Genomic DNA, 26,302 nt, shown 5'->3' with positions numbered 1-26,302 from the left:
TAACAAATTAGAATAACCTACAATGCGTTTTTCAACATTTATTGGCTGTTGCCTGGTTGCGTTAGTCATGACGACTTTCAGCTCTTGCAAAAAGGAATATGCAGACTATCCTTATAACGATATTGAAGAATTTACGATCTTAGATCAGGAAGGCAATACCTTGAAGGCCGCCTTAGTGAATGATAGTATCTGGCTGTACTGGCCTCCTCTACAGGTGATACCCGACAGTATTAGTCCAAACATCATTATTTCTAAGAATGCCACAATAAGCCCGGCCTCAGGAGAGAAAACGCCCTTCACCTCGGGACTTGCTTATACAGTGGTTTCGGAAAACGGCCACACGAAGGCATACTATCTTAAAGTGGCCTCCAATCAACCATCGGCTACTGTGACAACTCCTCCTTCTTTTATAACATTAGGTAGTACAATACGGATAAGAGGCCAATATTTCAGCACAGATACAAATCGAATAAAGGTTAATCTGATCGATAAGGAACAACGACTTATACCTACAAAGTTGGAAAGCAAAGAAGCACTGAGCTCAGTCTATATTAGTGCTTTGGTTCCAATTGATGGTTCTGTGTTGTTAGATGAAGAATATGAGGTTCAGCTAATTTCGGGAAGCCAACGTTTCAACTACGGTCCTTTTAAAGCATCATTAAGTAGTACAGGGCTTTCCAATATCGGATATAGTCTTGATCAGGAGAACACAACTATTCAAAAAGGGTCTATTATTAGTTTTACGTATGACGCCTCCCCTATCGATAAGCAATATTTCTCTTACGAAGATTATTATGTACAACTGACGATACTGCCTGCTGAAGCAAGTACGACGGTGACTTATCAGGCACCGCTCGCGCGTGCAACGGATACAAAGTTAACTTATCAATTGGGTAACGACGTACCTGCCGGAAGTATTACCCGCCTTGTTATCTATGGAAAACGATTAAGCACAGGCGCGAGGGCTTCGAAATTCTCGCAAAATTATACCGCTCCTTATACTACTCGTATTGTGGATTAATGAGTGAATATATTGGATGCCAAGGCATAAGCTAAGACCATATAATGAAAGTAAATAAAGCTGCCATATATTTGCTATATATCTCATTACTTCTTGCTGTTTCCTGCAAAAAGGAAAAACAAGTGCTAATAGATGACTTAGCTTCTCCTATCACAGGCACCCGTATGGAGTTCACTTTAGACTCTATTTTTCTCTATGCAAAGCAAGTCTATCTATGGAACGAAGTCTTGCCAAGCTACGCCGATTTCGATCCACGGAGCCGTTATGGAACAATCAACCCCGAGCTGACGGCTTATAAAACCGAGCTGTATGATATTTCGCAGATGAATAGCAACCCGCAAACAGGCAGTTCTTATGAATTGCCTTTATATGTGGGTAGGCCTAAATATTCTTATTTGGACCAAGGAAATACCAATAGGAGTGCAACCAGTATTGCTGCAATTTCAGGCATTTCTTCTGATGTTATACCAGTATATAAAATAATCGAAATAGATAATAAAAAAGTAGGCTATATAGCCCTCACATCTTTTCCTACGCTTGTTAGCTGCAAAGAACAGTTAGATGGTATTTTTGTGTCTTTTGCTGCCGAAGAGATTACAAATATCATTATTGACCTTCGATCCAATGGTGGCGGTTACGTAGAGACCGCTGAATATTTGGCCAACTTGATTGTCCCAGTCAACTTAACGGGTAAAGTAATGTATAGCGAACAATTCAATAGCCTTATGCAAAATGGAAAGGCAACAATATTGAAAAACCAATTGTATCGCAACACAAATGGTAATACAGTAACTTATAAAGGACGGTTGGCCACTATGGCCGATGTAGATTTCAGCAAAAGTGCTAATACGAATCGCTTTATCAAAGCCGGTGATCTAACATCTATACAAACAGTTTATTTTATTGTTTCGGGTAATACTGCCTCTGCCAGCGAATTATTGATAAGCAGCTTAAAACCCTATCTTAATGTACAGTTGATCGGCGAAAAAACATATGGTAAACCGGTAGGTTTCTTTGGTATCCATATTGATAACTATACACTTTATCTCAGCAGTTTTACTTTACAAAATGCGACAGGTTGGTGTGATTATTTTGACGGTATGCAGCCAGATGTGGAACAAGCTCTTTCTGCACATGCTTCGTTGGGTAACCTAGAGGAGGCTGGTTTGCATACGGCACTTACGGCAATAAAAAACACTTCCTTTTCAAACAATTTTTCAAGAGACCTATCTTCTGTATATAACTATCAAGGGTATACAGACAAACAAGCTTCGCCTATAACACAGAAGCTCCCCCCTGAGAATTACGCGCCAATATATAAACAGCGATTCAAATTAAAATAACGTTTATAACTAACCGAAACAACCATTTTATGAAACAATCCACAAAAACAAAACAACAGTGTGAAAAAATCTATAAGACCTTGACAAATAGAGGGCATATAATCAGTTCACAACGGAAGGTATTGATTGAGGCACTGTGTGAGCAAAGAAAAATTAAAAATATTGAGGCCTTTTGGATGGATTTACGTCTAAGTCATGGGATTTCCTGGGCAACGGTGTACACTAATATGAGGTTGTTTATTGAGATCGGATTGGTAATGAAAGAAGGACACAAACAGGTCATGGACGTGTGTTATAGGCTGAATAGTAACGAGACGGAAAATTAATCAGCACATTTTTTCCTGTACAACATTGAAGTAAATTCAATCCCTTTCAATATACACTAATAAATAGCTTTTATCTATCGGTCAGAGGGACTTACCATGTTTAAACCCCGAAGGGATCATGAACACAATTGAATATTTAAAATCCGTGAATAAATCCATATTTACCTATGTGATTAATCCACCAGTTGGTGGATAAGCATGGACGGGTCATATTGTAGATTGATGCAGTTATAATAAGAACGAACGGATTTATAACAAAGTAAATTAAGTCCGCTGGGAGACGGTTATATTTAGTATAAAGACAATTGGATCTGCTACGATGCCGGTTGGATTTACCCCAAAGATAGTTAGGTTTACAACGAAGTCTGTTGGTGTTACAACAAGGGCAACCTGATTTGAAACAATGCCGGTTGGGTTGACCTTAAAGACGCTTAGGTTTACAATGAAGTCTGTTGGGTTTGCAACAAGGACAACCCGATTTGACGCAATGCCGATTGGATTGACATTAAAGACGGTTGGGTTTGTAACGAAGTATGTTGGGTTTGCAACAATGTCAACCTGATTTGAAACAATGCTGGTTGGGTTGACCTTAAAGACGGTTGGGTTTGCAACAAAGTATGTTGGGCTTGCAACGATGTCAACCCGATTTGGCACAATGCCGGTTGGGTTGACATTAAAGACGGTTGGGTTTACAACGAAGCCTGTTGGGTTTGCAACAATGTCAACCCGATTTGGCGTAATGCCAATTGGGTTGACATTAAAAACAGTCGGATTTACCCCAAAGCTGCTTAGGTTTACAATAAAGTCTGTTGGGATTATACTAAAAATAGACTCCATTGAGAACTCTTTTTAATTAAAGTTTGCTTATTCCATTCATTATAAGCCAGCGAAATTGATACAAAATTAAGCGGATTGCATACAACTTTTGCTTCAAATTTTGCAATCTTTGTTAGGGTTGACCGTTTAAAATAGTGACACCAAAATTTAGTGGTGACTACGGAATAAGGAATAAAAAGATGTATAGACAGCTACTCAATTCCGCGCAGCATGCCGGAGAATAACGAATAACAAACAATAACGAATAACAAATAAGAATATGTTAAGTACAAAAATAAAAGAAGCAACTAAAGCACCTCATCAACAATTGGAGGGAGTTGTTGTCAGGAAATTAAAAGCTATAAAAAATGAAGGCGATTATGCAGATTTTCTTAAATACTTCTATGCCTATTTCAATGCGGTAGAAAAAGCTATTAAACCATATATTACCAAAGAGGTTTTACCAGATTATGGCGATAGGAGAAATTCTTCTTATCTCAGAAATGACATCGAAGCATTAAAAGGAACTATCGACGATTCACCGGAAGCACATGCTCCAGCTATTGGCAATATCCAGGAAGCGCTTGGTGCCCTTTATGTATTGGAGGGATCAATTATGGGGGGAAGCATTATTGTGAAGATGCTTGAAAAATTAGGTATTACTAAAGGCATTTCCTTTTTTTCTGGTTATGGTGAGGGAACAGGACAAAAATGGGCTTTGTTCATTGAGGTTCTAAATAAAAACGCAAGTAGTGAGGGAGAAGAGGCGCTAGCGATCAATGCCGCAGGAAACACGTTCGAGCAATTTGGTAAAGTATTCGAACAAGAAGAAGTACCAAACAACTAGACTACCACATACTCAGTACAAAAAGAGGTTGATCATTTTATCGATGATACAACCTCTTTTTCAAAATCCTATATTTTTATAGCTTATTATTTTTTATTCTTAATCTCTGTTACGTGATTACGAATATCTTGTGCCAAATTTTTAGTTTGTTGTAAAGCATTGCGAAGTCGAGTACCAGCTGCTTTATTTCCCTTTTCGTAAAATGCTACTGCATCTTGTTCTGCTGAAGCCAGCAATTCTTTTAATTCATTAAATTTTTCCATTTTGTTTAAAAATTAAAGGTTAACGCTTTACGGAACTAAACATAACAGTTCCGCCTATATTTTTCAAAGATGGAGCCAAAGTAGGAATAAAAACCTATCTCAACAAACTTTGCCATCCAAAATTTTAATTTTTTGAAAAGATTATTTGAGCCATTCATATCGGATAGCTCGTCGCGAGATTGAGTGTACGTAAGCAAAGCAGCAATCATTTACGAGTAATCCGTTCTCGATGTTGAATTCCCCATTTACGTAGTTCACTGATGGCAGGATCTAGTGAACTACCGTAATCAGTTAACGAATATTCAACCACCACAGGTACAGTATCGTATACGGTTCTTTTTACTAACTGATTCATTTCTAATTCCCGCAATTCTTTTGACAACATTCGGTCAGTTATTTTAGGTATTTCCCTTGCCATCTCACTAAACCTTTTATTTCCAAATGATAAAGAAATAATGATAGGCAACTTCCATTTACCATTAAGCACGTATAATGCATCCTGTACAGGCTGTATCATTCCCATACAAGTGCTATGGTCCCTTAACTCCTTATGCTCTTCTTTTACTTCCGCTACATTCATTGATTCCGTTTGCGTACTCATATATGCAATTTAAGACAACTATACTAATGTATAGTACTATACATTAGTATAGTACTTACTTATTTATAGCAAAGATAGCTACTTTTGTCTTAATAAATTAATAATTGAAACAAAAAGCTTACGTAAAAAGCACAATTAAAAATGATGACAAATAAAATTATCTATTGGATCGCCACAGGGCTTGTTGGGGCAATGATGCTATTCAGTGCATTTAGCTATCTCACGAATGAAGAAATAAAAGGTGCATTTGTACACCTTGGTTTTCCTAATTTCTTCCGAGTAGAATTAGCTATTCTTAAATTCATCGGAGCGGCAGCACTGCTATTACCTATAGTACCCGGAAAATTTAAGGAAATGGCCTATTGGGGTTTTGGATTAACTTTTATCTCTGCGTTTGTTGCACATACTGCCGTAGGTGACGCTACACAGCATTCCCTCATGCCTTTAATTTTCTTAGCAATATTAGTAATTTCTTATATCTACTTTAAAAAAGCAAACAAATAAATTCAAATTAATCTCCACATATAGTAGCGATAAATGACAAAATCTCTGCTGATCTTTTTCAAATTAAAAATTTATAAAAAACGAAAAAATGAAGAAAATACTGCAAATAATTTCAAGCGTTAATGGAAATCAATCTTTTAGCCTCAAACTATCTAACACCATCTTAGAAAGACTATTGTCCATTTATCCCGGTAGCACTGTGCAAATGCGCGATTTGGCAAAAAATCCTCTCCCCCATTTAGAAGACACTCATTTTACGGCATTCTATAAGCCCAGTGAATCGCTCACTGAAGATGACAGAAGTGCCTTATTACCTTCTGACGAAGCTATTAAAGAGGTTCAAGAAGCCGAAATAATTGTCATTGGCGTTCCCTTATATAACTTTGGCATTCCGTCCACATTAAAGGCATGGGTCGATCATATTACTCGAGCGGGCCTTACTTTCCGCTATAACGAAAATGGGCCGGAGGGACTATTAATTAATAAAAAGGTATACCTGGCGATTTCATCTGGCGGTGTTTATTCGGAAGGTCCCTTGAAAGGCTATGATTTCGTCGAACCTTATTTGAAAACGATTTTGGGTTTCATAGGTCTTACCGATATTATTGTATTCCGTATTGAAGGAACTCTTGTTGCTGAAATAAAAGATGCTGCCTGGCCAAAAACTGCTGAAAGTGTAGAAGCATATGCCTTTTAGTAAAATAGGATGAGGGAAGAATATACTTAACTCACGTTGATCAAAAAATTAAGACTAAGAGCCATTGATTGGATGGCTCTTTCATTATTACTTGGGATCTTACCGGTTTTTCGCTATCCGTTCCCTACCCAATAAAGCCGATCTTATCATGTCGCTCACCATAGACTGTTGGCTTAACGAGCATCTTAAACCTTGTTTGTTAATAAATACTTTATAAACAGTAATATTTTTTACAAGTTAATTTGTATTAAATCTAAATAATGATAATTTTACACCACAGATTTAAGATAATGTTAACGACCATCACCTCATTAACCTTCCTTGGCTTTTTTCTGCTTTATAATACATCGCAGAAAGCGCTCTTATCTTCAACGATAAGATTTATTTTATGGATAAAGGCCAATCCTCATTTTGGTAAATTTATAGGTTTGTTATTATTATTAGCGGCTTTGACAGGCTGTATTCTTCATTTTGGACTGGGTGCAGGTATATTTTCATTTTTTGTCATATTGATGACCTTAGCGAGTGCAACGGTGTTACTGGCCCCTCTACGTTTTGTGAATGATAAAACATTCTTATTTATCTTTTCGCTTTCTCTGATAGCCGAACTAATCTAAGGAAAATGCCTGCTAATAAAAAATATTTAAACACCTCTCCCTCGCAACGCTTTGCAAAGATTTCAGCGGGTTTATTAGGCGGATACTTGGTAACGGTATCGCTTTTTCTCGCATTGTCTTTTTGGATCAACCACATTAATGTATTGATGACTTTACGGTATGGGGGCATTATCCTATGGGCTTTTCTCTTTGTTTTTGCATTCTTACTAAAAAATGGCTGGAGAGTATGGGCCATCTACATAGCGATAACACTCTTATGTTGTGGCCTCATTTATTTGGGAAAAATTTATAACCCTATAATCTAGCAGATATGAACAATAGAATTTACAATATTCTCTTCCACACGCATACTGTTAGCGGCATTGTTATCAGCGTAGCCTTATACGTTATATTCTTTGCTGGCTCCTTTTCTTTCTTTAAAGAAGAAATTGTAGCTTGGGAACGAGATCAACCCATAAAAGAAGACATTTTTAAAAGCACCGATTTTGATCGTTTGGTTGATACCGTTGGACAGCGTTATGGTACCTATGGCCGGGATATTCTCATTGGCCAAATAAATCCGGAGCGTAGAGTATATATCAGCATGTCTGGTTCTAAGGATTCACTTGCGGTAGAAGAAGATAAAGCACGGCAATTCTTTTACCTCGATGTTGATGACATGAAGAGTTATGATTATAAGAGTGGTTATTCTTTGGGAGAATTTTTATATCGCTTGCATTTCTTTGCGCAGCTAAATCTATATGGAACATCAGGTTACCTGCTGGCAGGTTTTGTATCTTTCTTCTTTCTATTTGCCATCATAACCGGTGTATGGGTACACTGGAATAAGATTGTGTCTAACTTTTATCTGTTTAGGCCAAAAGCAAAACTCAAAACCATGTGGACTGATGCTCATACTGTTTTGGGTATGCTGGGACTGCCTTACCAATTTGTATATGCCGTTACAGGTGTATACCTAATCATTGGCACAACACTTTTTGCCCCTCCCGTAGCCTCCTTCCTTTATAACAACAATACAGAAAAGCTGTATTCAGATATGGGAGTAACAACGTCTACTTTTCCTATGACGATGGAAAAATTATCTACCCCTCCTAATATCAATTCATTTATTGAAAAGACAAAAAAGCAGTGGGGTGATTTTGAATTAAGATCTGTAAATCTGCAAAATTATGGAGATGCCAGTATGCATATTTCCATTGAAGGCCTTCCTCTATCCAAATTAAAGTTTACAGGTAAAGGCTTAATTGTTTATAAGGCTACTACGGGTGAAATTGTTTCCAATAAAAGCCCTTATGGGCCAAGCTCGTATCTCGACGGAGCAACGGAAGTGCTTCGTAAACTTCATTTTGGTGATTTCGGTGGTATTGGCATGCGAATCATCTATTTCGTTCTAGGACTTCTTTCTTGTTTTGTAATTATTTCTGGTGTCATGACATGGCTCGTTGCCAGAGATAAAAAGAGCATACCCGAAAAGCAAAGGCGTTTCAATGCTTGGGTTGTTAGGATCTATCTGTCTATCTGCTTAAGTATGTATCCCGTCACTGCATTTACTTTTTTGGCCGTTAAGATCTTTTCAGCAGACATAAATCCTGACCGGATGGCATTTATTTTCCAAGTATTTTTCTATAGTTGGTTGTTTTTATCTGTACTATTCGCCGCTAAGCGCGACAATTACTTCACGAATAAATATACACTGCTAATCGGTTCTCTGCTAGGATTTATGATCCCTATAGCCAATGGTATGATCACAGGAAACTGGATATGGAAAAGTTATGGCAGCCATTATCAGATCTTCTTCATGGATGCTTTTTGGATAGTATTGGCTCTTCTAACAACCGTGATAGCATTAAAACTAAAGAAAAAAGAGGAAGTAAAAGATATGGAGCCGATATCCAAACAACAAAGATTCGCGGGGGAACAAATTGTTAATTAAACCGATATAATTATATGCCATCTCGGTTGAAATGACATATAGTGTATTAATATCCCGATCATCCTCGAATACGTAGGTTTGCGTGACGCAGGTACGAATATTTAAATATTATAACCTAGTGTATCAAGGTAATCTTTTGATATTTGACCAGATGCCAGCTGTGTGCGACCTTTTACGGGTACAGCATCCAGCTCCACTACTGCGTAACCTTTAAAGTTAATGGTATTCAATGCCTTAAAAACAGCTGGAATATCTACGCTGCCCTGCCCTAATTCTACGAACTGATAGCCATTTCCGCCTTCCTTGCTGATTACATCTTTCAGATGGAGCATCTTAATGCGGTCTTTATATTTCAATACCGCCGCGGCAGGATCTCCTCCACCTTGAAAATAATGTGCAATATCCAATAGAAACCCTACATATTTTGGGTCTGCATGTTGCAAAATGATATCTACCTCTTCCGGTGTTTCTCCCAACTGTTCCATATGGTTATGATAGGTAGTTTCTATATCGAACTCAGCAGTTCTACTACCTATTTCCGTTAATAATTTTCCAAACCTAATAAGATCTTCTTCCTTAACATCTCCTGTCTTTGGTCTGGAGGAATTGGTAATTTGAATACGTTTGCCTCCTAACTTCTTAATGAATTTGGCATTTTCAACATGTTTTGTTATTTCCGATTCATCATTGCCCGTATTAATATTGGCATTTCCACTGGAAAGCATCACCACCTCTAAATTAGCAGCACTCAATAGTTGTTTTAGTACTTCCGGTTTACTGCCGTAAGCAGCAAAAGGATTTCGTAGCTGTACACCTGTAAAACCAAGTGAGGCAATTTCTTTAATGGCCCGCTCTATATCATTTCCCCAGGTGATAGTAGAATAACCAAATTTAATTTTTGCAGCCGGTAATATTTTACCAGATCCTAAAAGAGGTATTGCAGTTAAAATACCGAGTTGCATCAAGAATTTGCGCCTTGAACTTTCTATATATTCTTTCATAGGTATAAATGGCTATTGTTTCAGTTAACAATAAATGTTACTTGGATTTAAAGATACTTGATAATAGTGTACCATCAAAGCGTTGTAGCAATATTGCTACAGAATACTTTCCGGCAGGATAAAATAGATCTACTTAAAAGACCATCTTTCTCTACCTATATTATTATTGTAAGGTAATTCACCAACATTCCATCTCGGCGGCTCTATACCCATCAAATGCCTAACAAAGAAATCGCGTTTCTTCATCCTGCCATACGGGCCGCCGTCGCTGTGGCCCATCCCCGGTATGGCCAGAAAATCAAAATCCTTACCAGCCTTAATAAGTGCATCTGCCACTCGATAAGAAGATTCTGGAGGCACATTTGTATCTTCCTCTCCAACAATCAGCAGTAAATCGCCACGCAATTTAGCTGCATTACTTACATTGGATTGTTCTTCGTAATGTTCACCAACAGGATACCCCATCCATTGTTCATTCCACCATTGTTTATCTACCCTATTATCGTGACAACCGCAGGCAGCAACACCTGCCTTATAAAATTCAGGATGGAATAGCAACGCTGAAAGTGTATTCTGCCCGCCAGCGGAAGTACCATATAATCCAACACGTTCAGCATCTACATAGGGATATTTTTTAGCAAGGGCTTTTATCCATAAAATTCGATCTTCGAAACCTGCATCGGCAATATTTTTCCAACATACATCGTGAAAATCTTTTGATCTGTTAGCCGTTCCCATACCATCAATCATCACGACGATGAAGCCTAATTCAGCAAGACTCTGCATTTCACTATATGGCACAAAAGATTTAGGCACAAAGGAGTCGTGAGGTCCGGCATAAATATTCTCCAATACAGGGTATTTTTTTTGAGGGTCATAATCCGACGGCTTGCTTACGATGCCCCATATATCGGTTACGCCATCTCTTCCCTTCGCTACAAACACTTCTGGTGGAGAAACCCCTGCCTTTTCATAAAACGAAAGGTCTGCTTTTTCCAAAAGGGTTATCTCCTGCCCATCTTTGCTACGACGTAGTTTGGTAATAGGCGGTACATTAACTAAAGAATAGGTATCTAAATAATATTTTTTAGTGGGCGAAAACACCACTTCATGATTGCCTTTATCAGGCGTTAAGGCCAACAGATTCTTCCCATCAAACCCCACACGATAATAATATATCAGGTAGGGGTCTTCATTCGTTTTCATCCCACTGGCGGAGAACCAAATTTCCTTTTTTGAAAAGTCCACACTATCCACACCGCGAACCACCCAATTCCCTTTTGTTATGCGCTGCTCTTCTCCCGTTACTAGGTCGATAAGATATAAATGTCGCCATCCGTCCTTTTCGGAAGAACGGATCACCACATTGCTACCTTTTGGATAATGGGTATACTGACGGGCTAAATATATAAAAGTATTTGATTTTTCATCTACCACAGTGCGTGTTTGAGCTGTCTGGGCATCCACTTCAATGATACGAAAACGTTGATGTCCTCGATCAAACTTTTCATAAGTAAAATAACGGGCGTTGTCATAGCGCCAATGTAAATCTGGAGGAATATTTGGAAAGTCTATTGTTTCGGTATTTACCTTGAGTACTTTTTGCTTATCAAGGGAAAAAAGGAATAGCTCATAAGAGGTAAAAGCATCACCTGGTTGTTTATAGGGATGTGAGCGTAGTTGTCCGCGGGTAGTACCTGGTACGGAGCTCGAAATATAATAAACCAATGAATCTTTAACTGGATGGATTTTGTATCCAGTCAGATATTTGCTATCGGGACTCCAATGTATTTCGCCGTAAGGATGAACCTCGCTACCATCTTTTGTAAATTGTACAGTCTCTTTGCCATCTACCGATTTCACAAATAGGTTTCCCTCTTTTATATATGCCTCCCATTTTCTATTGGGAGATACATGAGTAGCAATCTCGATGTCAGGCTTTTTTTCTCGTAGAGGGAAGCCTATTTTAATACAGGTATTTTGGGCGACACGGTATTCAAACCACTGACCCGCCATTGCAAATCGCATGACCTTTTTATCTTGGTCTTTTTGAATGGCGCTAATTTGTATTTTTTCCGGGTTTGTATCTATACCGATTTTTTTTAGGGCAAGGGACAGCTTATAGGCATCAAAAATTGTTCGCTTGCTTCCAGATGCAGCATCTACCTCGATATACTCGGTTGCACCGTCTTTCAATGTATTTTTATACCAAAACGACTTCTCATCAGGCGACCAATGGGCCGTTACGTTGGTACGAAACACAGCATCTTCGGTGAGGCTATCTATTTTCGCTGCTCGCTTATAACGGGCTACCAATTGCTCATGTGTGGGTTGAAAACGGGTTACTTCTTGTGCATTTAATGATCTTACACACCCAATCACTAAAAAACAAAACCCCAATATACTGATTTTAAAGCTCATAAAACTCATTATAAGCTAGCAAAGCTATTATAAAAATGGTCGAAATATTGACCGATATTTAACTTATAATAACTGTTCTTTAACCTTTCGTATGTAATGAAAATTTCAGTTATTTGGCTAAATCTGGATGATCTCCTCTCAATAAATCTGGTTTGGGAGGCACATTTTTCTTAACAGGACCTGTTATATCCTCCTCGAGCTCATCAATCGATGCATGATCCGTTGCTATATCTTCGTCAGCTAGGTTTCCTGGGGTCTCGCTACCAGACTTGTTTTGATTTACTAATTTGCCCTTTTTCTTTTCGAACTCAACCTTTTTCCTTTTCATAGTCAAAATTATTACTTCAGGTTTCAGGTTATTAACATTTTTCCTTCTTTTAAGTTTCAAATTTCTCTACACGAAATTATATACATCTTGAACATATTTTGTTTCTAAATCGTACCTATTCTAAGACAAGGTTCTCTTTGCGGCTTCTGAAGCGACTATTAATCCTGCTGCCATCATAATGACGTCTTTTATAACCAATCTTCCAGCGCCAGAAAGAAAGGGGAACCCGACATGAGGGCCGCCTAGGGGGGCTACGTATACTTCTGGAGTACTGATCAGAAAGGACAAAGTAACGAGCGCCATACCAAAGGTTAATAAGCCTCCCAAAACACCAATTTTAGCAAACCAGATACCTAAGAGTGTTAAGATTCCGATTAGCACGATTACCACACCCAAGCCATAGGAGAACAAGTAGGTGCCATTTGCCTTATGCCAAACTATATTTTCCGGAACCAAGGCCCCTTCTTTATTTTGATAAATTTTATATTCGGGAGCTTCTTTCGTATAGAAAAAACTCATCAGTGGACTATTTGCGACGAAAGGGACAATACCCTCTGCTTCATATGGAAGTGCCTTTAGGCCTCCTATCCAGGCCATAACAATGAAAACGGCTATACGGATAAGATTTATAAAACCAGGTTGCGTTTTTGCTAATAAAATTAAGAACTTCTTCATATTTTTATTTTTTCACAAATTTACAGACATGCTCTCAAGTGATAAATGGACAAATTGTTCTATTTCTTGGACAAATCTGCTACAATTGAGATACCTACCTTTTTTCGGAATAGCGTTGGTGACACCCCGGTATATTTTTTAAAATAACGACTGAAGTAATGTTCATCTTCAAAATGCAAGGCCGTTGCTACTTCTTTTACACTTTTATAACTTAGGTGTAGTAGCTTTTTTGCTTCTAATATGACACGCTCCTGCAACATTTCGGACGGTGATTTGCCAAAGTATTCCTTGCACTTTCTGGAGAAAGAATTAGTTGACATCAATAACGCATCAGCATAAAATGCTGGTTGCTTTTTAGTAAGATAATGTTCTTCCAGCAACGTTTGAAACTTTTCAATGGGATGGCGTTGTCTATTTAAATGAACATTTTCATGTAACTCCTTCATTTTTAATCGACTCGCCTTTGCAAGAATCACTTGTAGATATGCTTTTACTATAGGTTCAACATGGGGATCGTTTTCCTTTAAAAACTGATCGACGTGTTCCATGTCGTTTTTAAATACTCGATACTGGTCTTCCGAAATGCTGATAAATGGCTTAATGTAAATATTATTAAATAGTAATCCGTTGCAGGCGACTTCTTTTTTATGATATTCTATGCAGTAAAAATCACCATGAAAGGTTAACTGTCTTATATTAAACGAATTGTTATGGTTGATCAGGATTTTCTGATACGGGGTTGCAAACAATATTGTATATTTTGAAAACACAAATTGATTATGATCGATCGATATCTCACCTGCTCCATTCAGCAATAATATATTATAACAAGGCGATGAAATGATTTGATCTGTATTCCAATCATTAAGATTTTTTAGCGAAATTTTTTGTTCAATCATTTTTTATGAATGCATGTTCAACAATATAATTTTTATTCAACAAAAAATACAATATAAGTGCTGTTAGATTATCGGACAAAAAACACAAAAAATTAAATAATGCCGATTGAAAAATGTTTTGTAGCTTTGCAAAAAACTAACAACACTTCATGTAGGAGATCATTTCTTTCAATAAATTAATTAGTGCACCCATAATTGGCTCACTATCATTGTTGATTTTTTTAAAAGAAAGAAATTATGGTTTTTCTACAAAATATAACCTATATACATCCCAATAAGGATTTATTGTTTCATGATATAAATCTCACGCTTAATAAGCATAGTAAAATTGCTTTAATTGGCAACAATGGTATTGGAAAATCTACCTTGTTAAAAATTATCGCAGGTGAATTATCACCATCAGCAGGGCTTATAAAAATGGAGACTTCCATTTATCATGTGCCCCAAATATTTGGTCAGTACAATCATTTAACCATTGCGCAAGCGCTCCGGATTGAAGATAAATTAAAGGCTTTGAACGAGATTCTTGCCGGCAACTTAACGGACGCCAATTTCACACTTCTCAATGATGATTGGTCAATAGAAGAACGGTGCAAAGAAGCGCTGAGTTATTGGAAATTGGGTCATTTAGATTTGTCTCAAAAGATGGAAACCTTAAGCGGCGGACAAAAAACTAAGGTATTTCTTGCAGGTATATCTATCCATCAATCTGAGCTTATCTTGTTGGACGAACCTAGTAATCATATGGATAAGATAGGAAGACAGCAACTGTACGATTTTATCAATTCTGTTTCAAAAACCTTAATTGTTGTGAGCCACGATAGAAAGTTGCTAAACCTACTCGATACTGTTTACGAACTGAGTAAAAGAGGCATAACAGCTTACGGTGGTAATTATGACTTTTATACAGAGCAGAAGTTAATTGAAAGCAATGCATTAAACCAGGACGTAAAAAATAAAGAAAAAGCACTACGTAAAGCAAAAGAAATAGAACGGGAAACGATAGAAAGACAGCAAAAATTAGATGCCAGAGGCAAAAAGAAACAGGAAAAAGCAGGGTTACCGACCATATTAATGAACACATTAAAAAACAATGCTGAAAAAAGCACATCCAAGCTGAAAGGTGTACATACTGAAAAAATAGGCACTATATCTCAGGAGTTAAGTGATCTACGTAAGGAGGTTCCTGATGTGAATAAAATGAAATTTGGATTTGACAATTCTACTGTTCACAAGGGTAAAATACTCTTCAATGCAAATGACATAAATTTTGCCTACGGAAATCGTTTGCTTTGGCAGCAAAATCTAAACTTTCAAATCACTAGTGGCGAACGGATAGTGCTTAAGGGATACAATGGCTCTGGTAAAACAACATTGATCAAAATAATACTAGGTGAACTGAATCCCAAACGAGGCACGGTTTATCGAGCAGAGAATAAGTCGGTATATATCGATCAGGATTATTCATTGATCGATAATCAACTCGCTATTTATGAACAGGCGCAACAATTTAACACTTCTTTATTACAAGAACATGAAATAAAAATCAGACTCAACCGCTTTTTATTTACGAAAGAAGATTGGGACAAATCTTGTGCTGCCTTAAGTGGTGGAGAAAAAATGCGACTGATGCTTAGCTGTCTCACGATAAGTAATCATGCCCCTGACATCATTATTTTGGATGAACCAACCAATAATTTAGATATACAAAACCTTGAAATATTAACTGCCGCCATTAACGAATACAACGGTACGCTCCTTGTGGTATCACATGATGAATATTTTCTAAAACAGATAAATATTGAACGAATTATTGATTTGTGAGACTACTATTCTCAATGAAAAAACAGTACTGAAAAGATCTACTGTAGTAAAAACCAGCAAGGTATTGGAATGAGATGAGCTTTAGATAATGGCTGATACGAAATGAATTAACAAAAAAACAGATTAACACATGAATCAAATAACCATCCGCACTGCCACATTAGAGGATATAGAAGTACTTCTAACGTTTGAACAGGGAGTCATTGCGGCGGAACGTCCATTAACGACCTCTCTTAAAGATACCCCTATTAATTACTATGATGTAAAGGCTTTCATTGTTGACCCCGATGTCGAAATCGTGGTGGCTGTAATTGACGGCAAGTTGATTGGCTCTGGTTATATCCGCATCATGAACGCGAAGAATCATTTCAGAAATCGTAAGTTTGGTTACCTTGGTTTTATGTACGTTCTTGCTGATTACCGTGGTATGGGAGTAAATAAAAAAATCATGGATGTTCTTATACATTGGGGAACTGAGCAAGGCTTGACCGAATTCAAATTGAATGTGTACCAAGAAAATGAGACTGCCATTCGTGCATATGAGAAGATTGGTTTCAAAAAGCACATGATTGAAATGCGTATGGATTTAACAGAAAGACAGTCTTAGTGCTGCTCTTGCATTTCATCCACCCCCTGAACTGGTGAATAAGGTGTTGCTGTCAAAATTCTATCTTGTATTTCGCCAACTAGCTGACCATGGAGCTTGCCTGTTTGCCGCTTAATCTCTTTCCACTCTTCATCCTTCATGAACTTCGCCCAGCTGTCCTGCAAAGTTGGTATGTCTGTCCATTCTAATAAATAGACAAACTCTGTTTTCTTGTCACTTTTTGATTCCCACATTGCTACAATATGAAATCCATAATTTTTCATGATCCGCTGTGCATGCTCCTCAAATCGTTTATGAAAAGCTGCTTTATTATTGTCAAAAATTTCATAGATACGCAGCTGATGGATTACTTTTTTCTGTGCCATAGCGTTTTGGACAGCAGCAGAACAAACAATTAATGCAAAGAGAAATAATATCTTTTTCATCCGTGTATAATTATTTATGAGTGAAGTTTCTCATTGGCATAAATGAGCTCGTTACACTCGGTTTGTTTTTTTTAAGGCGATGAAGCTATCATGATTTATTTTTCACTTTTTGTATGTTTTTCAACGGCGTTCAAGAGAGCGCTACGCTTAGTTCATTTCACTGTGTGATTGGCAAATCATGATGGTTTCATCTGTTTATTTTTTTGTTTATTCATTATTGCATGTTTCTAAAGACATTTATTCATAAGTATTTATTTTCAAAGGCATTCATGAGCTCGTTTACTCATTAAATTGGTATTCTAAGGTATTCGTGAGCTCACTTCGTTCGGTTCACTCGGTTCATGCTGCCTTCGGCGGTTTAGTGGTCAGATGGAGCCTTTGATGAATAAACTAATTGTTAACCTTTGTGTTTAACAATTATTTTATTCATGTCGGGTTCATAAATTCAAGAATTTGATAAAATTAGTTTATTTTAGTAGCTCTTTACCGACCATCCTTTCGTCAAACATTTTCGAACAATTCGATATAATATTATTATTCAATAAGGGCCTACTCAGGAATCGTAGCAACAATACCGATTTGGAAAATTATCTTAAACCCAACATAGCATTTTTAACAACGATCCAATAGAACGAAATAGTTTACTCATGAAATTACACAAAAATATCGCAACAAATGAATAATATTTCATGTTTCTATATTAAGCTAATATCAACAATCATGAAAACTATATTTCAAATTAAGTCAGTTTTATTACTTATCCTATTTTTTGGATTAGTAACAGCAAGCACAGCACAAAGTACAAACCAAAAACAGTTGGATGAACGTGTACAAAAATTTCTAAATGAAAATCGGCAGAAATGGCATAGCCTAAATGTGCCCTATGAAGATGGACAGGTGCTGCATGATCTTATTGTAAATAATAATTACAAATCCGCGTTGGAAATTGGTACCTCTACAGGGCATTCTACCATTTGGATAGCATGGGCACTTAGTAAAACTGGTGGCAAGTTAACGACTATAGAAATTGACATGAATCGGCAAAAGGAAGCAATCAAGAATTTAGAAATGCTTGGTCTATCTAATTTTGTAAGCTTCAAGCATGGCGATGCCCATCAGATCGTCAAATCGCTAGATGGACCTTTTGATTTTGTTTTTTCGGATGCTGATAAAGACTGGTATATACAATATTTCAAGGATCTAGATCCCAAACTTCAAAAAGGTGGCCGCTTTACAGCTCACAATGTACTTCAAAATATGAGCGGAATCCGGGCATATATGGACTATGTAAAAAGTCGGCCAGATTATGAAACTATTATAAATAAATCAAGCAGTTCGGGCATTGCTATTAGCCGTAAAAAATAGATTCCAATAGGCTTATAAAATATCACCTTTGGTGTTTCAGCAACTTTTGAATTAATTTACAATTTCCTTGTGAAGTTCAAAAACACAAGGAGCGTAACCACTTAAAGCTAAAAAACGCTAAGCAAACAGGTCGTTTTCTCCAAGATAATTACGGATTATTTTTACGAAATCATCCCCTAGCTCGGTAGCTTTTCCAGCTCCAACACCTTTAATTTGCGCCAGTTCGCTGAGTGATCTAGGTGATTTAGCGGCAATGGAGACACAAAGTTGATCGCTCAATACCAGATAATCTGCTATTCCTCTTTTAGTACCAGTGTCTACCCTCCAGGTTAAAATTTCTTGAAGCAAGAGCGGGTTCACGATTTCTTTTATTTGAGCAGGTCTTTCTGTCTTCAACTGATACACGGGGTGATAGCTAATGCCAGCTTCTGTAATGGCAGTAAGTAGCTCGTTTAAATCGGAGGTAGTTAAATCAACTTGCAAACCCCTAAGTTTTCCTTTTAAATGGCTCATCAATTGGTTATAGATAGAAAAGAAATCTGGATCTAGATTTTTTTCTAAAGGAAATGTCAGTAATTTTTGTATGCAGTTGATTAAGTCTTCTATTTTTGGTTTAAAATAGACAGCCGCTTGTTTTAACCGAACTAAAAATCCCATCTGCATTTTGAGGGGCTTTTCGACGATTAAGGCAGAAAACTCCTTTTGTAAAAATTTATCAGCAACCTTCTTTATTTGATTACCCAATATTTCTTCAACTTCTTTAAAAAGCGTTAAAAGAATCATCTTATCCGAATAATCACTATAATCTATCATGGAACTTAACAGTCTCCATTCTTGTTGAATAGAGCTGAAGTTGAAGAGATCGGCCACAACTTCATATTCATGTTCGAGCTTCGCAGTCTTGAGTATTTCCTGTTTATCGTGCTTCGAGGTAGTCTCCTGCATAAAGGTGATAATACGGCCATCCGTTATTATATTTTCTGCTTTCACGGGTGCCTTTAACACCAAACCTTCCAGCGTCCTACAACGACTAAGTGCTACATAGCTCTGGCCCGAAGCAAAGGCCGCCTCTACATCAATGACCGCCTTGTCGAATGTTAATCCCTGGCTTTTATGGATGGTTATTGCCCATGCAAGCTTAATCGGATATTGCGTAAATGAGCCATTGTTCGATTCTGCTATTTTGCCGTCCGACTCGTTAAGTGCATACTTCACATTTTCCCATGTCTCTGGGACTACCTCAAATTCAGATCCATCATCCAAAAACCGAACTTGTATACTGTTTTCACTTGCTGCAATAATTTTGGCAGCACGCCCATTATAGTATTGCTTTTTACCACTAGAATCGTTTTTTATGAAGATAATCTGTGCGCCTGTTTTTATACGTAGTTCAGGTTCGGCAGGATATGCTTCTTTCGGAAAATCACCTGCGACAGTTGCTTTGTAGATCAATAATTCTCCTTTTAGATTTTCAAGTCGGGATTCATTTATTTTACTTACCGAACTGTTATGGGTGGATAGTGTGATGTAATCCGACAGTGTATCGGGGGCAAGATCTGGGTTGTATTGCTTGTTCAAAATACCGAGAAGCGACGCGTTTATATCGGCATTTCTAATGCTATTTAAAATTTGTACAAAAGTAGGATCCGATTGTCTAAAAACTTCTGTAAGCTCAAAGCTAAGCACAGGAAACGTATTAAAAATTAGACCATTAAAAAAATAGGGGCTTGTGTAAAATGCTTTCAAAACGGGCCAATCGTTCTGATATACGGGCGGTAACTGATAAAGATCGCCAATCATTAGAAGCTGTACCCCTCCAAAGGGTCGCGAAGAACCTTTTACAATTTTCAGAATACTATCAATCCGGTCAATGGTGTCAGCACGAACCATACTAATTTCATCAATAATCAGCAGTTGAAGACTGGCCAATAGCTTTGCCTTATCAGGAGACATACGGCTAACTTTTTCAGCATTATATATTTCTCCAGATGTGTTTGGAATAAGTGGCCCAAAAGGTATTTGAAAAAAGGAGTTGATAGTAACACCGCCAGCATTTAGCGCAGCTATGGCTGTAGGAGCTACGACTGCCATGTTCTTTGTAATGTTATTTTTAATATAATGAAGAAAGGTAGTTTTTCCTGTTCCTGCTTTCCCCGTTAAAAATATTGGTTTATTGGTATTTACAAGGAAATCAATAACACGTTTATGTGTGATGCTTAAATTCATGCGCTATAGCTGTATCTCTGTTGAAAATTTGAAGAAAGGGACTTGCAGACAAAGATAAAAATTGCTTCGGATGATTTTAAATTGCTTAATTTTTTTTTCACGTTTGCCGCTGGATGTTTATTGAAAATTTATAAATTCACCACAGTCGCGTAGTATTTTTTGCGGTTAATCAACTATTGCATATTTTTGCTCCGCGATAACCATATACTAACCTAATGGATGTTAATGAGCAGGAATTGATATTACAAGTATCAAAGGGCAGCGAACATGCGTTCGCTCTCCTCTTTCATCGTCATCATCAACATCTAGCTGCTTTTGTCTTCAAATTAACTGATTCCTATACATTAACTGAAGAGGTAGTTCAGGATACCTTCCTAAAAATATGGATCAATAGAGAACAACTAACTGATATCAAGAATTTCAAAGGCTACCTATTTACGATTTCAAAAAATCATACGCTTAATTGTTTAAAGCAAGCTGTAAAAGAAAGAGCGCTGATGCAATATTTGGAAACTGAAAGTGTCATCAACGATGCTGAAGAGAGTCCCTCCTTCTATCATTTATTACTGGATAAGGCTATTAATGAACTACCTCCCCAACAACAAAAAGTCTATGTACTTAGTAAACAACAACGTTTAAAATATTCAGAGATAGCATCTTTAATGGGTATTTCTCCAGAGACGGTGAAAAGCTATCTAAAGCTTGCGATTGTTTCAATAAAAAGCTTCGTTAAAAAAAATATTTATTTATTGCTTCTTTTCCTTACAAAGTAAAAATTTTATTTTTTTATTTTTCGTTACCCCCTTTTTAGGCATCTTTTTGTCTTTCTTATAAGCGCAAGTAAGGCGTTCATCTAAACAATTATACCGAAAAATGAAAAAAGCATCTCTTAGATTCACTTTTCTTGTAACTAAATACCTCAATAAATCTGCTACAGCGGCAGAAATTGAAGAGCTATCCACCCTGTTACATACGCTTGAAATAGAAGAGATAAACAAAATAATGGAGCAAATTTATGAGCAGACTGACACCACTAATCCTGTTCTTAACCTTGATCAAAGCCAAAATATACTTCAGAATATTTTAAAGGATACCAAAATCAGTCAACAAACTCATTTTTCTAAAAGGAAGTATTCGCCTATATATAAATTAAGCATCGCTGCAATAATCGGTGCAATTACCTTTGGTTTAGTTTTTTTTAAATTTTATAGCTTACAAAAAGACAATCAGCGTACCTTACCCATTAAGCAAACAAGTGATATTTCTGCGGGGGGCAATAGGGCCACACTCAGCATGGCCAATGGTACGATCATCTTGCTAGATAGTGCTAATAAGGGCGTTTTAGCAAGGGATGAAGGCACCATCATAAAAAAAACTGCTGAAGGACAACTAGCTTTTAATGCGCGCCATATACAATACGACAAAGAAGCTTCTATAGGCGTAAACACCATTTATACGCCGAGGGGAGGGCAATATCAAATTATCCTTCCTGATGGTAGTAAAGTTTGGTTAAATGCCGAAACATCTATAAAATTCCCGTCAAAATTTATCGGTGCAGAAAGAAGAGTAGAGTTGATAGGCGAAGCTTACTTTGAAATAGCAAAGAAAATAAATCAACCTTTTAAAGTAGTAACTAACCGAATAGAAGTGCAAGTATTAGGAACTGCCTTTAGTATTTCAGGCTATAAAGACGAAACCACCCAAAAAACCACACTTTTTGATGGGGCCATAAAAATAAAGCGGGGAGAAAAAACACAACTACTAAAACCGGGAGAACAGAGCATACTTACGGCAAACAATCAATTCCAACTGAAAGATGGCGTTGATCCTGAAGTAGAATTAGCGTGGAAAAACGGGCTCTTTTTATTTAAGGATGCAAGTATGAAAGAGGTTATGAACCAAGTAGCGCGATGGTATAACGTTAAGGTAATATATACAGGTAAGAATTCAAAAAAATTATTCAATGGTAGTGTGTCTAGAAGTGCTAATCTCGATGAGCTAATGAGCATGTTAGCATTTACTGGGGTAGCCTATGAAATAAAAGAAAGAAATATCATAATAAAAAACTAACCATACATAAACATTATTTACTTAAATTTTAAATTATGAAAACGCAACCAGCAATTATAGACAGCTAAAAGGATTTAATAATAGAAATCTAATAAAAACCGAAGAGTGGTACCAGCACTCCCCGGCATATGCTTGGATTTTTCCACATCGATGAATCAATATTTTATTTAACCCAAACAAACAAAAGTAATGAATTTTATTTCAAGGGCCTTTTTATTGAAATGGCCATATCATCACAAAATTTTATTGACTATGAAACTTACTGCTTTTTTCATGTTTTTAATACTCGTACAAGTGAGTGCTAAAAGCTATAGTCAAGGAATCACACTCAATGAAAAACACAGTTCTGTAGCCAGAATACTTAAATTGATAGAAGCGCAAACGGGTTACCATTTTTTATTTAACAAAATTGACCTTGAAAAAGCAGGATTAATTTCAATAGCAGTAGAAAACGCGGCTATTGAGGAAGTGTTGAAGAAAAGTTTAGAGAATCAACCCCTGTCTTACAAAATAATCCGCCAAACCATTGTGCTAAAAAGCGCCCCAATCCTCCCTGCTATTCCTAAGTCAATTCAGTTGCAAATCACGGGAAAGCTAACGGATGAAAAGGGCTTACCACTTCAACGGGTAAGTGTTAAAGTAAAAGGAACAAACATTGGGACGATTACCAATACGGACGGTTACTATAAAATTAATGTACCGAAAAATAATACTTTACTAGTATTCAGCTATTTAGGATATGTTGTACAGGAAATCTCCTCTGGCCAACAAAGCGTAGTAAATGTGATCATGAAAGAGGATGCCAATACGCTTAACGAAGTAGTGGTTGTTGGCTATGGCACACAAAAGCGAGAACAAATTACTACTGCTATAGCCAGCGTCAAATCTGAAGATTTTGTACAGGGATCCGTAAACGATGCGGCTCAGTTGATTCGTGGTAAAGTTGCAGGATTGAACATTGTATCGTCAGATGCAAATCCTGTTGCTACTGCACAAGTAAATTTACGTGGTGTTCCTTCCATCTTGGCAAGCAGCACCCCCTTGGTTTTAATTGATGGTGTGCCGGGTACTTTATTTACAGTTGCACCAGAAGATATCGAATCTATCGATATTCTTAAGGATGGCTCCGCGGCAGCGATATACGGTACGCGCGGCACCAATGGGGTCATCCTAATCACCACAAAAAAGGTGAACGGAAAAACGCCAGCCACTATTGATATCAACACCTACTTTACTACTCAAAGCATTGCTAGGCGGTTGGACTTTATGAATGCTGCTCAATATCGCCAACGTGTTGCAGAAGGTAGACCAGGTGCTACTGATTATGGTTATGAAACCAATTGGCTGGATGAGATTACACAAACGCCTATATCACAGGTGTACAACATCAGTTTAAAGGGGGGAGACAGTAATACCAACTACATTGCCAATATAAATTATAGAAGCATCGAAGGTATTGTCAAACGATCGGATAACAAGGTACTTTTTCCACGAATCGAATTTAACCATAAAATGTTTGATGGTAAACTAAAGTTGAATGCCAATATTAATGGCTATCAACAAAAGTACTATGCAAGCGCCGATCAGCCCGAAAATTTCACAAGTACGGAGAGTAATAGCTTTAGAGGCGATATCTACAGGAATGGCCTTACCTTCAACCCTACCGATCGCGTGAAAGACGACAATGGTGTCTGGATTGAACGTATTGAGAAAACGGATTACATGAATCCGGTAGCACTTTTAGAAGAAACACAGGGGCTTGTTCAAAACAACAATTTCCGCACTTTTGGTAATATTACCTATTCACCAAATAATGACATCAACGTCAAACTCTTACTCTCTCGCGATTTATATAATAGTACAAGAGGCTACTACGAAACCAAAAAACATTTTTCCACTATCAGAGATGGTAAAAATGGATATGCTTCTAGAGGCACCACTAGGACACAAGAAGATTTATTGGAACTAACGGCCGACTATCATAAAATATTCAAAGATCATGAAATTACTGGTTTAGTAGGTTACAGTTGGCGAAACAACAATTACCAAGATTACTGGATGCAAAATTGGGATTTTCCTACTGACGATTTCTCATATAATAATATGGGTGCAGGTTTGGCCTTAAAACGCGGACAAGCACCTGAAAATTCGATCCAAACCGAAAACAAGTTAGTGGGGTATTTCTTCCGTATAAATTATAATTACAAAGAGAAATACTTACTTATGGCCAGTATACGACATGAAGGGTCATCTAAATTCGGAAGAAACTATAAATGGGGTAATTTCCCGGCCATTTCTATTGGTTGGAATGCCATTCGCGAGGATTTTCTTCGGGATCTCAAGGTGCTCAACAATTTGAAATTTCGTGCTGGTTTTGGTATTACAGGTACTGAACCGACTGATCCATATCGGTCTTTAAGCCTCATTAATTTTGACACCTATAGCTTAGTAGACGGGCAGTGGATACAAGTCGTAAATCCTTCTTTAAATCCTAATCCCGATTTACGCTGGGAAAAGAAAGAGGAGTTAAACATCGGTGTGGATTACGGTTTCTTTGATAATCGTATTTCCGGTTCCATAGATTATTACAAACGCACTACCAAAGATCTGCTGATGGATTATCCTGTTCCAACGCCTCCCTATTTATATAGTACCATACGTGCCAACGCAGCTTCCATGCAAAACAAGGGTTTAGAGGTACAAATAAATGGTATCCCGGTGCAATCCGACAATTTTCAATGGCGTACTTCTGTTAATTTCTCTACGAACAGAAACAAGATTCTTTCGCTTTCGGATGAGAATTTCCAACTGGCCAGCGGTTACTTTGATGCTGGTGAAACGGGTGAACCTATCCAACAACGTACCCATCGGGTGCAAGTAGGTCAGCCCATTGGAAATTTTTATGGATTCAAAACCATTGATATTGATGAGAATGGTTATTGGATAATTGAGGGTAAAGATGGTAATCCAAAATCTATTTCCAATCAGCAAGCCGATGACAAACAAATCATTGGAAATGGATTACCACAGTATTATGCCAGCTGGAACAACACCTTCGTCTACAAAAATTTCGACTTAAATATCACCATGCGTGGTGCATTTGGTTTTCAGATTCTGAACATGCCCGAGATGTTTTACGGCAACCCAGTAATGCTGACCCGTGGGAATTTACTTAATTCGGCTTATGATAACATTTTCGACAAACGACCACTCGCTGACGATCAATCTCTTAATTATGTAAGTTACTATATTGAAGATGGCGATTATTGGAAAATAGATAATGTCACCCTGGGTTACAATGTTGGGCTTAAGAGCAAGTATATCAAACGCATCCGACTCTATGGAGCGGTCTCGAATTTAGCAACAATCACTGGTTACAAAGGCATTGATCCTGAAGTGAGCATCAATGGCCTCTCACCGGGAATTGACAACAAAAATCGTTATCCATCCACAACCAGCTATACACTCGGTGCATTTTTAACCTTCTAATTAC

The 26,302-nt window shown here is 37.4% G+C and carries 25 protein-coding genes; 15 read left to right on the top strand and 10 right to left on the bottom strand.

Features of this window, described 5'->3' with window-relative positions:
• Nucleotides 1-22 precede the first annotated feature (22 nt).
• Genes BMY50_RS21695 through BMY50_RS21685 form a run of 3 tightly spaced genes read left to right on the top strand, consistent with a single transcriptional unit; the run spans nucleotide 23 to nucleotide 2,690 of the window.
• On the top strand, nucleotides 23-1,021 hold the full coding sequence (locus BMY50_RS21695; RefSeq protein ID WP_139202309.1) for a hypothetical protein: 999 nt from the start codon (nucleotides 23-25) through the stop codon (nucleotides 1,019-1,021).
• A 44-nt stretch (nucleotides 1,022-1,065) separates the two neighbouring features.
• Nucleotides 1,066-2,364 carry a S41 family peptidase gene (locus tag BMY50_RS21690; protein ID WP_093329034.1) on the top strand — a complete coding sequence of 433 codons (1,299 nt, stop codon included), beginning with the start codon at nucleotides 1,066-1,068 and terminating at the stop codon, nucleotides 2,362-2,364.
• Nucleotides 2,365-2,393: 29 nt separating this feature from the next.
• A complete protein-coding gene (locus BMY50_RS21685; protein WP_093329032.1) occupies nucleotides 2,394-2,690 on the top strand; it encodes a helix-turn-helix domain-containing protein in 297 nt (98 codons plus the stop codon).
• A gap of 264 nt (nucleotides 2,691-2,954) precedes the next feature.
• Here BMY50_RS21685 and BMY50_RS21680 read toward each other — a convergent pair whose 3' ends face one another.
• Entirely contained in the window at nucleotides 2,955-3,527 is a 573-nt protein-coding gene (locus tag BMY50_RS21680) for a hypothetical protein (RefSeq protein ID WP_093329030.1), read from the bottom strand.
• Nucleotides 3,528-3,786: 259 nt separating this feature from the next.
• On the opposite strand from BMY50_RS21680, the gene BMY50_RS21675 reads away from it, so the two are divergent.
• Complete coding sequence (locus BMY50_RS21675) at nucleotides 3,787-4,353, top strand: biliverdin-producing heme oxygenase (RefSeq protein WP_093329027.1); 567 nt, start codon at nucleotides 3,787-3,789, stop codon at nucleotides 4,351-4,353.
• 86 nt (nucleotides 4,354-4,439) lie between these two features.
• Here BMY50_RS21675 and BMY50_RS21670 read toward each other — a convergent pair whose 3' ends face one another.
• Nucleotides 4,440-4,616, bottom strand: coding sequence for a histone H1 (locus BMY50_RS21670; RefSeq protein WP_093329023.1), 177 nt, complete (start codon nucleotides 4,614-4,616; stop codon nucleotides 4,440-4,442).
• 205 nt (nucleotides 4,617-4,821) lie between these two features.
• Entirely contained in the window at nucleotides 4,822-5,217 is a 396-nt protein-coding gene (locus BMY50_RS21665) for a winged helix-turn-helix transcriptional regulator (protein ID WP_093329020.1), read from the bottom strand.
• A gap of 141 nt (nucleotides 5,218-5,358) precedes the next feature.
• Between BMY50_RS21665 and BMY50_RS21660 the strand changes: the two genes are divergently transcribed.
• The 5 genes from BMY50_RS21660 to BMY50_RS21640 all read left to right on the top strand — a co-directional run bounded on the left by BMY50_RS21660 (nucleotide 5,359) and on the right by BMY50_RS21640 (nucleotide 8,968).
• Nucleotides 5,359-5,721, top strand: coding sequence for a DoxX family protein (locus BMY50_RS21660; protein WP_093329017.1), 363 nt, complete (start codon nucleotides 5,359-5,361; stop codon nucleotides 5,719-5,721).
• Between the two features lie 88 nt (nucleotides 5,722-5,809).
• On the top strand, nucleotides 5,810-6,418 hold the full coding sequence (locus BMY50_RS21655) for an FMN-dependent NADH-azoreductase (RefSeq protein WP_093329014.1): 609 nt from the start codon (nucleotides 5,810-5,812) through the stop codon (nucleotides 6,416-6,418).
• A gap of 290 nt (nucleotides 6,419-6,708) precedes the next feature.
• Nucleotides 6,709-7,035, top strand: coding sequence for a hypothetical protein (locus BMY50_RS21650; RefSeq protein ID WP_093329012.1), 327 nt, complete (start codon nucleotides 6,709-6,711; stop codon nucleotides 7,033-7,035).
• A gap of 5 nt (nucleotides 7,036-7,040) precedes the next feature.
• Complete coding sequence (locus BMY50_RS21645) at nucleotides 7,041-7,340, top strand: hypothetical protein (protein WP_093329009.1); 300 nt, start codon at nucleotides 7,041-7,043, stop codon at nucleotides 7,338-7,340.
• A 5-nt stretch (nucleotides 7,341-7,345) separates the two neighbouring features.
• A complete protein-coding gene (locus tag BMY50_RS21640; protein WP_093329007.1) occupies nucleotides 7,346-8,968 on the top strand; it encodes a PepSY-associated TM helix domain-containing protein in 1,623 nt (540 codons plus the stop codon).
• Nucleotides 8,969-9,069: 101 nt separating this feature from the next.
• Here BMY50_RS21640 and BMY50_RS21635 read toward each other — a convergent pair whose 3' ends face one another.
• The 5 genes from BMY50_RS21635 to BMY50_RS21615 form a co-directional block, all read right to left on the bottom strand.
• Entirely contained in the window at nucleotides 9,070-9,969 is a 900-nt protein-coding gene (locus BMY50_RS21635) for a sugar phosphate isomerase/epimerase family protein (RefSeq protein WP_093329004.1), read from the bottom strand.
• 129 nt (nucleotides 9,970-10,098) lie between these two features.
• Nucleotides 10,099-12,390, bottom strand: coding sequence for a S9 family peptidase (locus BMY50_RS21630; protein WP_238383848.1), 2,292 nt, complete (start codon nucleotides 12,388-12,390; stop codon nucleotides 10,099-10,101).
• Between the two features lie 109 nt (nucleotides 12,391-12,499).
• Nucleotides 12,500-12,718 carry a hypothetical protein gene (locus BMY50_RS21625; protein WP_093328998.1) on the bottom strand — a complete coding sequence of 73 codons (219 nt, stop codon included), beginning with the start codon at nucleotides 12,716-12,718 and terminating at the stop codon, nucleotides 12,500-12,502.
• A 120-nt stretch (nucleotides 12,719-12,838) separates the two neighbouring features.
• A complete protein-coding gene (locus tag BMY50_RS21620; protein WP_093328996.1) occupies nucleotides 12,839-13,393 on the bottom strand; it encodes a DUF417 family protein in 555 nt (184 codons plus the stop codon).
• A 59-nt stretch (nucleotides 13,394-13,452) separates the two neighbouring features.
• On the bottom strand, nucleotides 13,453-14,292 hold the full coding sequence (locus tag BMY50_RS21615) for a helix-turn-helix domain-containing protein (RefSeq protein ID WP_093328993.1): 840 nt from the start codon (nucleotides 14,290-14,292) through the stop codon (nucleotides 13,453-13,455).
• Nucleotides 14,293-14,529: 237 nt separating this feature from the next.
• On the opposite strand from BMY50_RS21615, the gene abc-f reads away from it, so the two are divergent.
• Nucleotides 14,530-16,116: a ribosomal protection-like ABC-F family protein gene (gene abc-f / locus BMY50_RS21610; RefSeq protein ID WP_093328991.1), complete on the top strand. Its 1,587-nt coding sequence runs from the start codon at nucleotides 14,530-14,532 to the stop codon at nucleotides 16,114-16,116.
• Nucleotides 16,117-16,246: 130 nt separating this feature from the next.
• Complete coding sequence (locus BMY50_RS21605) at nucleotides 16,247-16,723, top strand: GNAT family N-acetyltransferase (protein WP_093328989.1); 477 nt, start codon at nucleotides 16,247-16,249, stop codon at nucleotides 16,721-16,723.
• Here BMY50_RS21605 and BMY50_RS21600 read toward each other — a convergent pair.
• On the bottom strand, nucleotides 16,720-17,148 hold the full coding sequence (locus tag BMY50_RS21600; RefSeq protein ID WP_093328987.1) for an NIPSNAP family protein: 429 nt from the start codon (nucleotides 17,146-17,148) through the stop codon (nucleotides 16,720-16,722). The genes BMY50_RS21605 and BMY50_RS21600 overlap by 4 nt on opposite strands.
• Nucleotides 17,149-17,868: 720 nt before the next feature.
• On the opposite strand from BMY50_RS21600, the gene BMY50_RS21595 reads away from it, so the two are divergent.
• A complete protein-coding gene (locus tag BMY50_RS21595; RefSeq protein WP_093329360.1) occupies nucleotides 17,869-18,513 on the top strand; it encodes an O-methyltransferase in 645 nt (214 codons plus the stop codon).
• Nucleotides 18,514-18,630: 117 nt separating this feature from the next.
• Here the strand turns inward: BMY50_RS21595 and BMY50_RS21590 are convergent, their stop codons facing one another.
• Nucleotides 18,631-20,739: an HRDC domain-containing protein gene (locus BMY50_RS21590; RefSeq protein WP_093328985.1), complete on the bottom strand. Its 2,109-nt coding sequence runs from the start codon at nucleotides 20,737-20,739 to the stop codon at nucleotides 18,631-18,633.
• 215 nt (nucleotides 20,740-20,954) lie between these two features.
• Here BMY50_RS21590 and BMY50_RS21585 point away from each other — a divergent pair, with 215 nt between their 5' ends.
• The 3 genes from BMY50_RS21585 to BMY50_RS21575 all read left to right on the top strand — a co-directional run bounded on the left by BMY50_RS21585 (nucleotide 20,955) and on the right by BMY50_RS21575 (nucleotide 26,298).
• Nucleotides 20,955-21,512 (top strand): RNA polymerase sigma factor, encoded by a 558-nt coding sequence (locus BMY50_RS21585; RefSeq protein WP_093328982.1) that lies wholly within the window; start codon nucleotides 20,955-20,957, stop codon nucleotides 21,510-21,512.
• 100 nt (nucleotides 21,513-21,612) lie between these two features.
• On the top strand, nucleotides 21,613-22,809 hold the full coding sequence (locus BMY50_RS21580) for a FecR family protein (RefSeq protein WP_093328979.1): 1,197 nt from the start codon (nucleotides 21,613-21,615) through the stop codon (nucleotides 22,807-22,809).
• Nucleotides 22,810-23,061: 252 nt separating this feature from the next.
• Nucleotides 23,062-26,298, top strand: a complete 3,237-nt coding sequence (locus BMY50_RS21575) for a SusC/RagA family TonB-linked outer membrane protein (RefSeq protein WP_238383847.1) — start codon at nucleotides 23,062-23,064, stop codon at nucleotides 26,296-26,298.
• Nucleotides 26,299-26,302: the final 4 nt, after the last annotated feature.

The organism is Olivibacter domesticus, assembly GCF_900109575.1.
Taxonomy (GTDB): Bacteria; Bacteroidota; Bacteroidia; order Sphingobacteriales; family Sphingobacteriaceae; genus Olivibacter; species Olivibacter domesticus.
Note: the sequence above shows the minus strand (reverse complement) of the source record. Positions and strands in the feature narration are given on the sequence as shown.

Coding starts and splice junctions, on each gene's coding strand:
- BMY50_RS21695 (WP_139202309.1), top strand. CDS start 23: ATGCGTTTTTCAACATTTATTGGCTGTTGCCTGGTTGCGTTAGTCATG.
- BMY50_RS21690 (WP_093329034.1), top strand. CDS start 1,066: ATGAAAGTAAATAAAGCTGCCATATATTTGCTATATATCTCATTACTT.
- BMY50_RS21685 (WP_093329032.1), top strand. CDS start 2,394: ATGAAACAATCCACAAAAACAAAACAACAGTGTGAAAAAATCTATAAG.
- BMY50_RS21680 (WP_093329030.1), bottom strand. CDS start 3,527: ATGGAGTCTATTTTTAGTATAATCCCAACAGACTTTATTGTAAACCTA.
- BMY50_RS21675 (WP_093329027.1), top strand. CDS start 3,787: ATGTTAAGTACAAAAATAAAAGAAGCAACTAAAGCACCTCATCAACAA.
- BMY50_RS21670 (WP_093329023.1), bottom strand. CDS start 4,616: ATGGAAAAATTTAATGAATTAAAAGAATTGCTGGCTTCAGCAGAACAA.
- BMY50_RS21665 (WP_093329020.1), bottom strand. CDS start 5,217: ATGAGTACGCAAACGGAATCAATGAATGTAGCGGAAGTAAAAGAAGAG.
- BMY50_RS21660 (WP_093329017.1), top strand. CDS start 5,359: ATGATGACAAATAAAATTATCTATTGGATCGCCACAGGGCTTGTTGGG.
- BMY50_RS21655 (WP_093329014.1), top strand. CDS start 5,810: ATGAAGAAAATACTGCAAATAATTTCAAGCGTTAATGGAAATCAATCT.
- BMY50_RS21650 (WP_093329012.1), top strand. CDS start 6,709: ATGTTAACGACCATCACCTCATTAACCTTCCTTGGCTTTTTTCTGCTT.
- BMY50_RS21645 (WP_093329009.1), top strand. CDS start 7,041: ATGCCTGCTAATAAAAAATATTTAAACACCTCTCCCTCGCAACGCTTT.
- BMY50_RS21640 (WP_093329007.1), top strand. CDS start 7,346: ATGAACAATAGAATTTACAATATTCTCTTCCACACGCATACTGTTAGC.
- BMY50_RS21635 (WP_093329004.1), bottom strand. CDS start 9,969: ATGAAAGAATATATAGAAAGTTCAAGGCGCAAATTCTTGATGCAACTC.
- BMY50_RS21630 (WP_238383848.1), bottom strand. CDS start 12,390: ATGAGCTTTAAAATCAGTATATTGGGGTTTTGTTTTTTAGTGATTGGG.
- BMY50_RS21625 (WP_093328998.1), bottom strand. CDS start 12,718: ATGAAAAGGAAAAAGGTTGAGTTCGAAAAGAAAAAGGGCAAATTAGTA.
- BMY50_RS21620 (WP_093328996.1), bottom strand. CDS start 13,393: ATGAAGAAGTTCTTAATTTTATTAGCAAAAACGCAACCTGGTTTTATA.
- BMY50_RS21615 (WP_093328993.1), bottom strand. CDS start 14,292: ATGATTGAACAAAAAATTTCGCTAAAAAATCTTAATGATTGGAATACA.
- abc-f (WP_093328991.1), top strand. CDS start 14,530: ATGGTTTTTCTACAAAATATAACCTATATACATCCCAATAAGGATTTA.
- BMY50_RS21605 (WP_093328989.1), top strand. CDS start 16,247: ATGAATCAAATAACCATCCGCACTGCCACATTAGAGGATATAGAAGTA.
- BMY50_RS21600 (WP_093328987.1), bottom strand. CDS start 17,148: ATGAAAAAGATATTATTTCTCTTTGCATTAATTGTTTGTTCTGCTGCT.
- BMY50_RS21595 (WP_093329360.1), top strand. CDS start 17,869: ATGAAAACTATATTTCAAATTAAGTCAGTTTTATTACTTATCCTATTT.
- BMY50_RS21590 (WP_093328985.1), bottom strand. CDS start 20,739: ATGAATTTAAGCATCACACATAAACGTGTTATTGATTTCCTTGTAAAT.
- BMY50_RS21585 (WP_093328982.1), top strand. CDS start 20,955: ATGGATGTTAATGAGCAGGAATTGATATTACAAGTATCAAAGGGCAGC.
- BMY50_RS21580 (WP_093328979.1), top strand. CDS start 21,613: ATGAAAAAAGCATCTCTTAGATTCACTTTTCTTGTAACTAAATACCTC.
- BMY50_RS21575 (WP_238383847.1), top strand. CDS start 23,062: ATGAAACTTACTGCTTTTTTCATGTTTTTAATACTCGTACAAGTGAGT.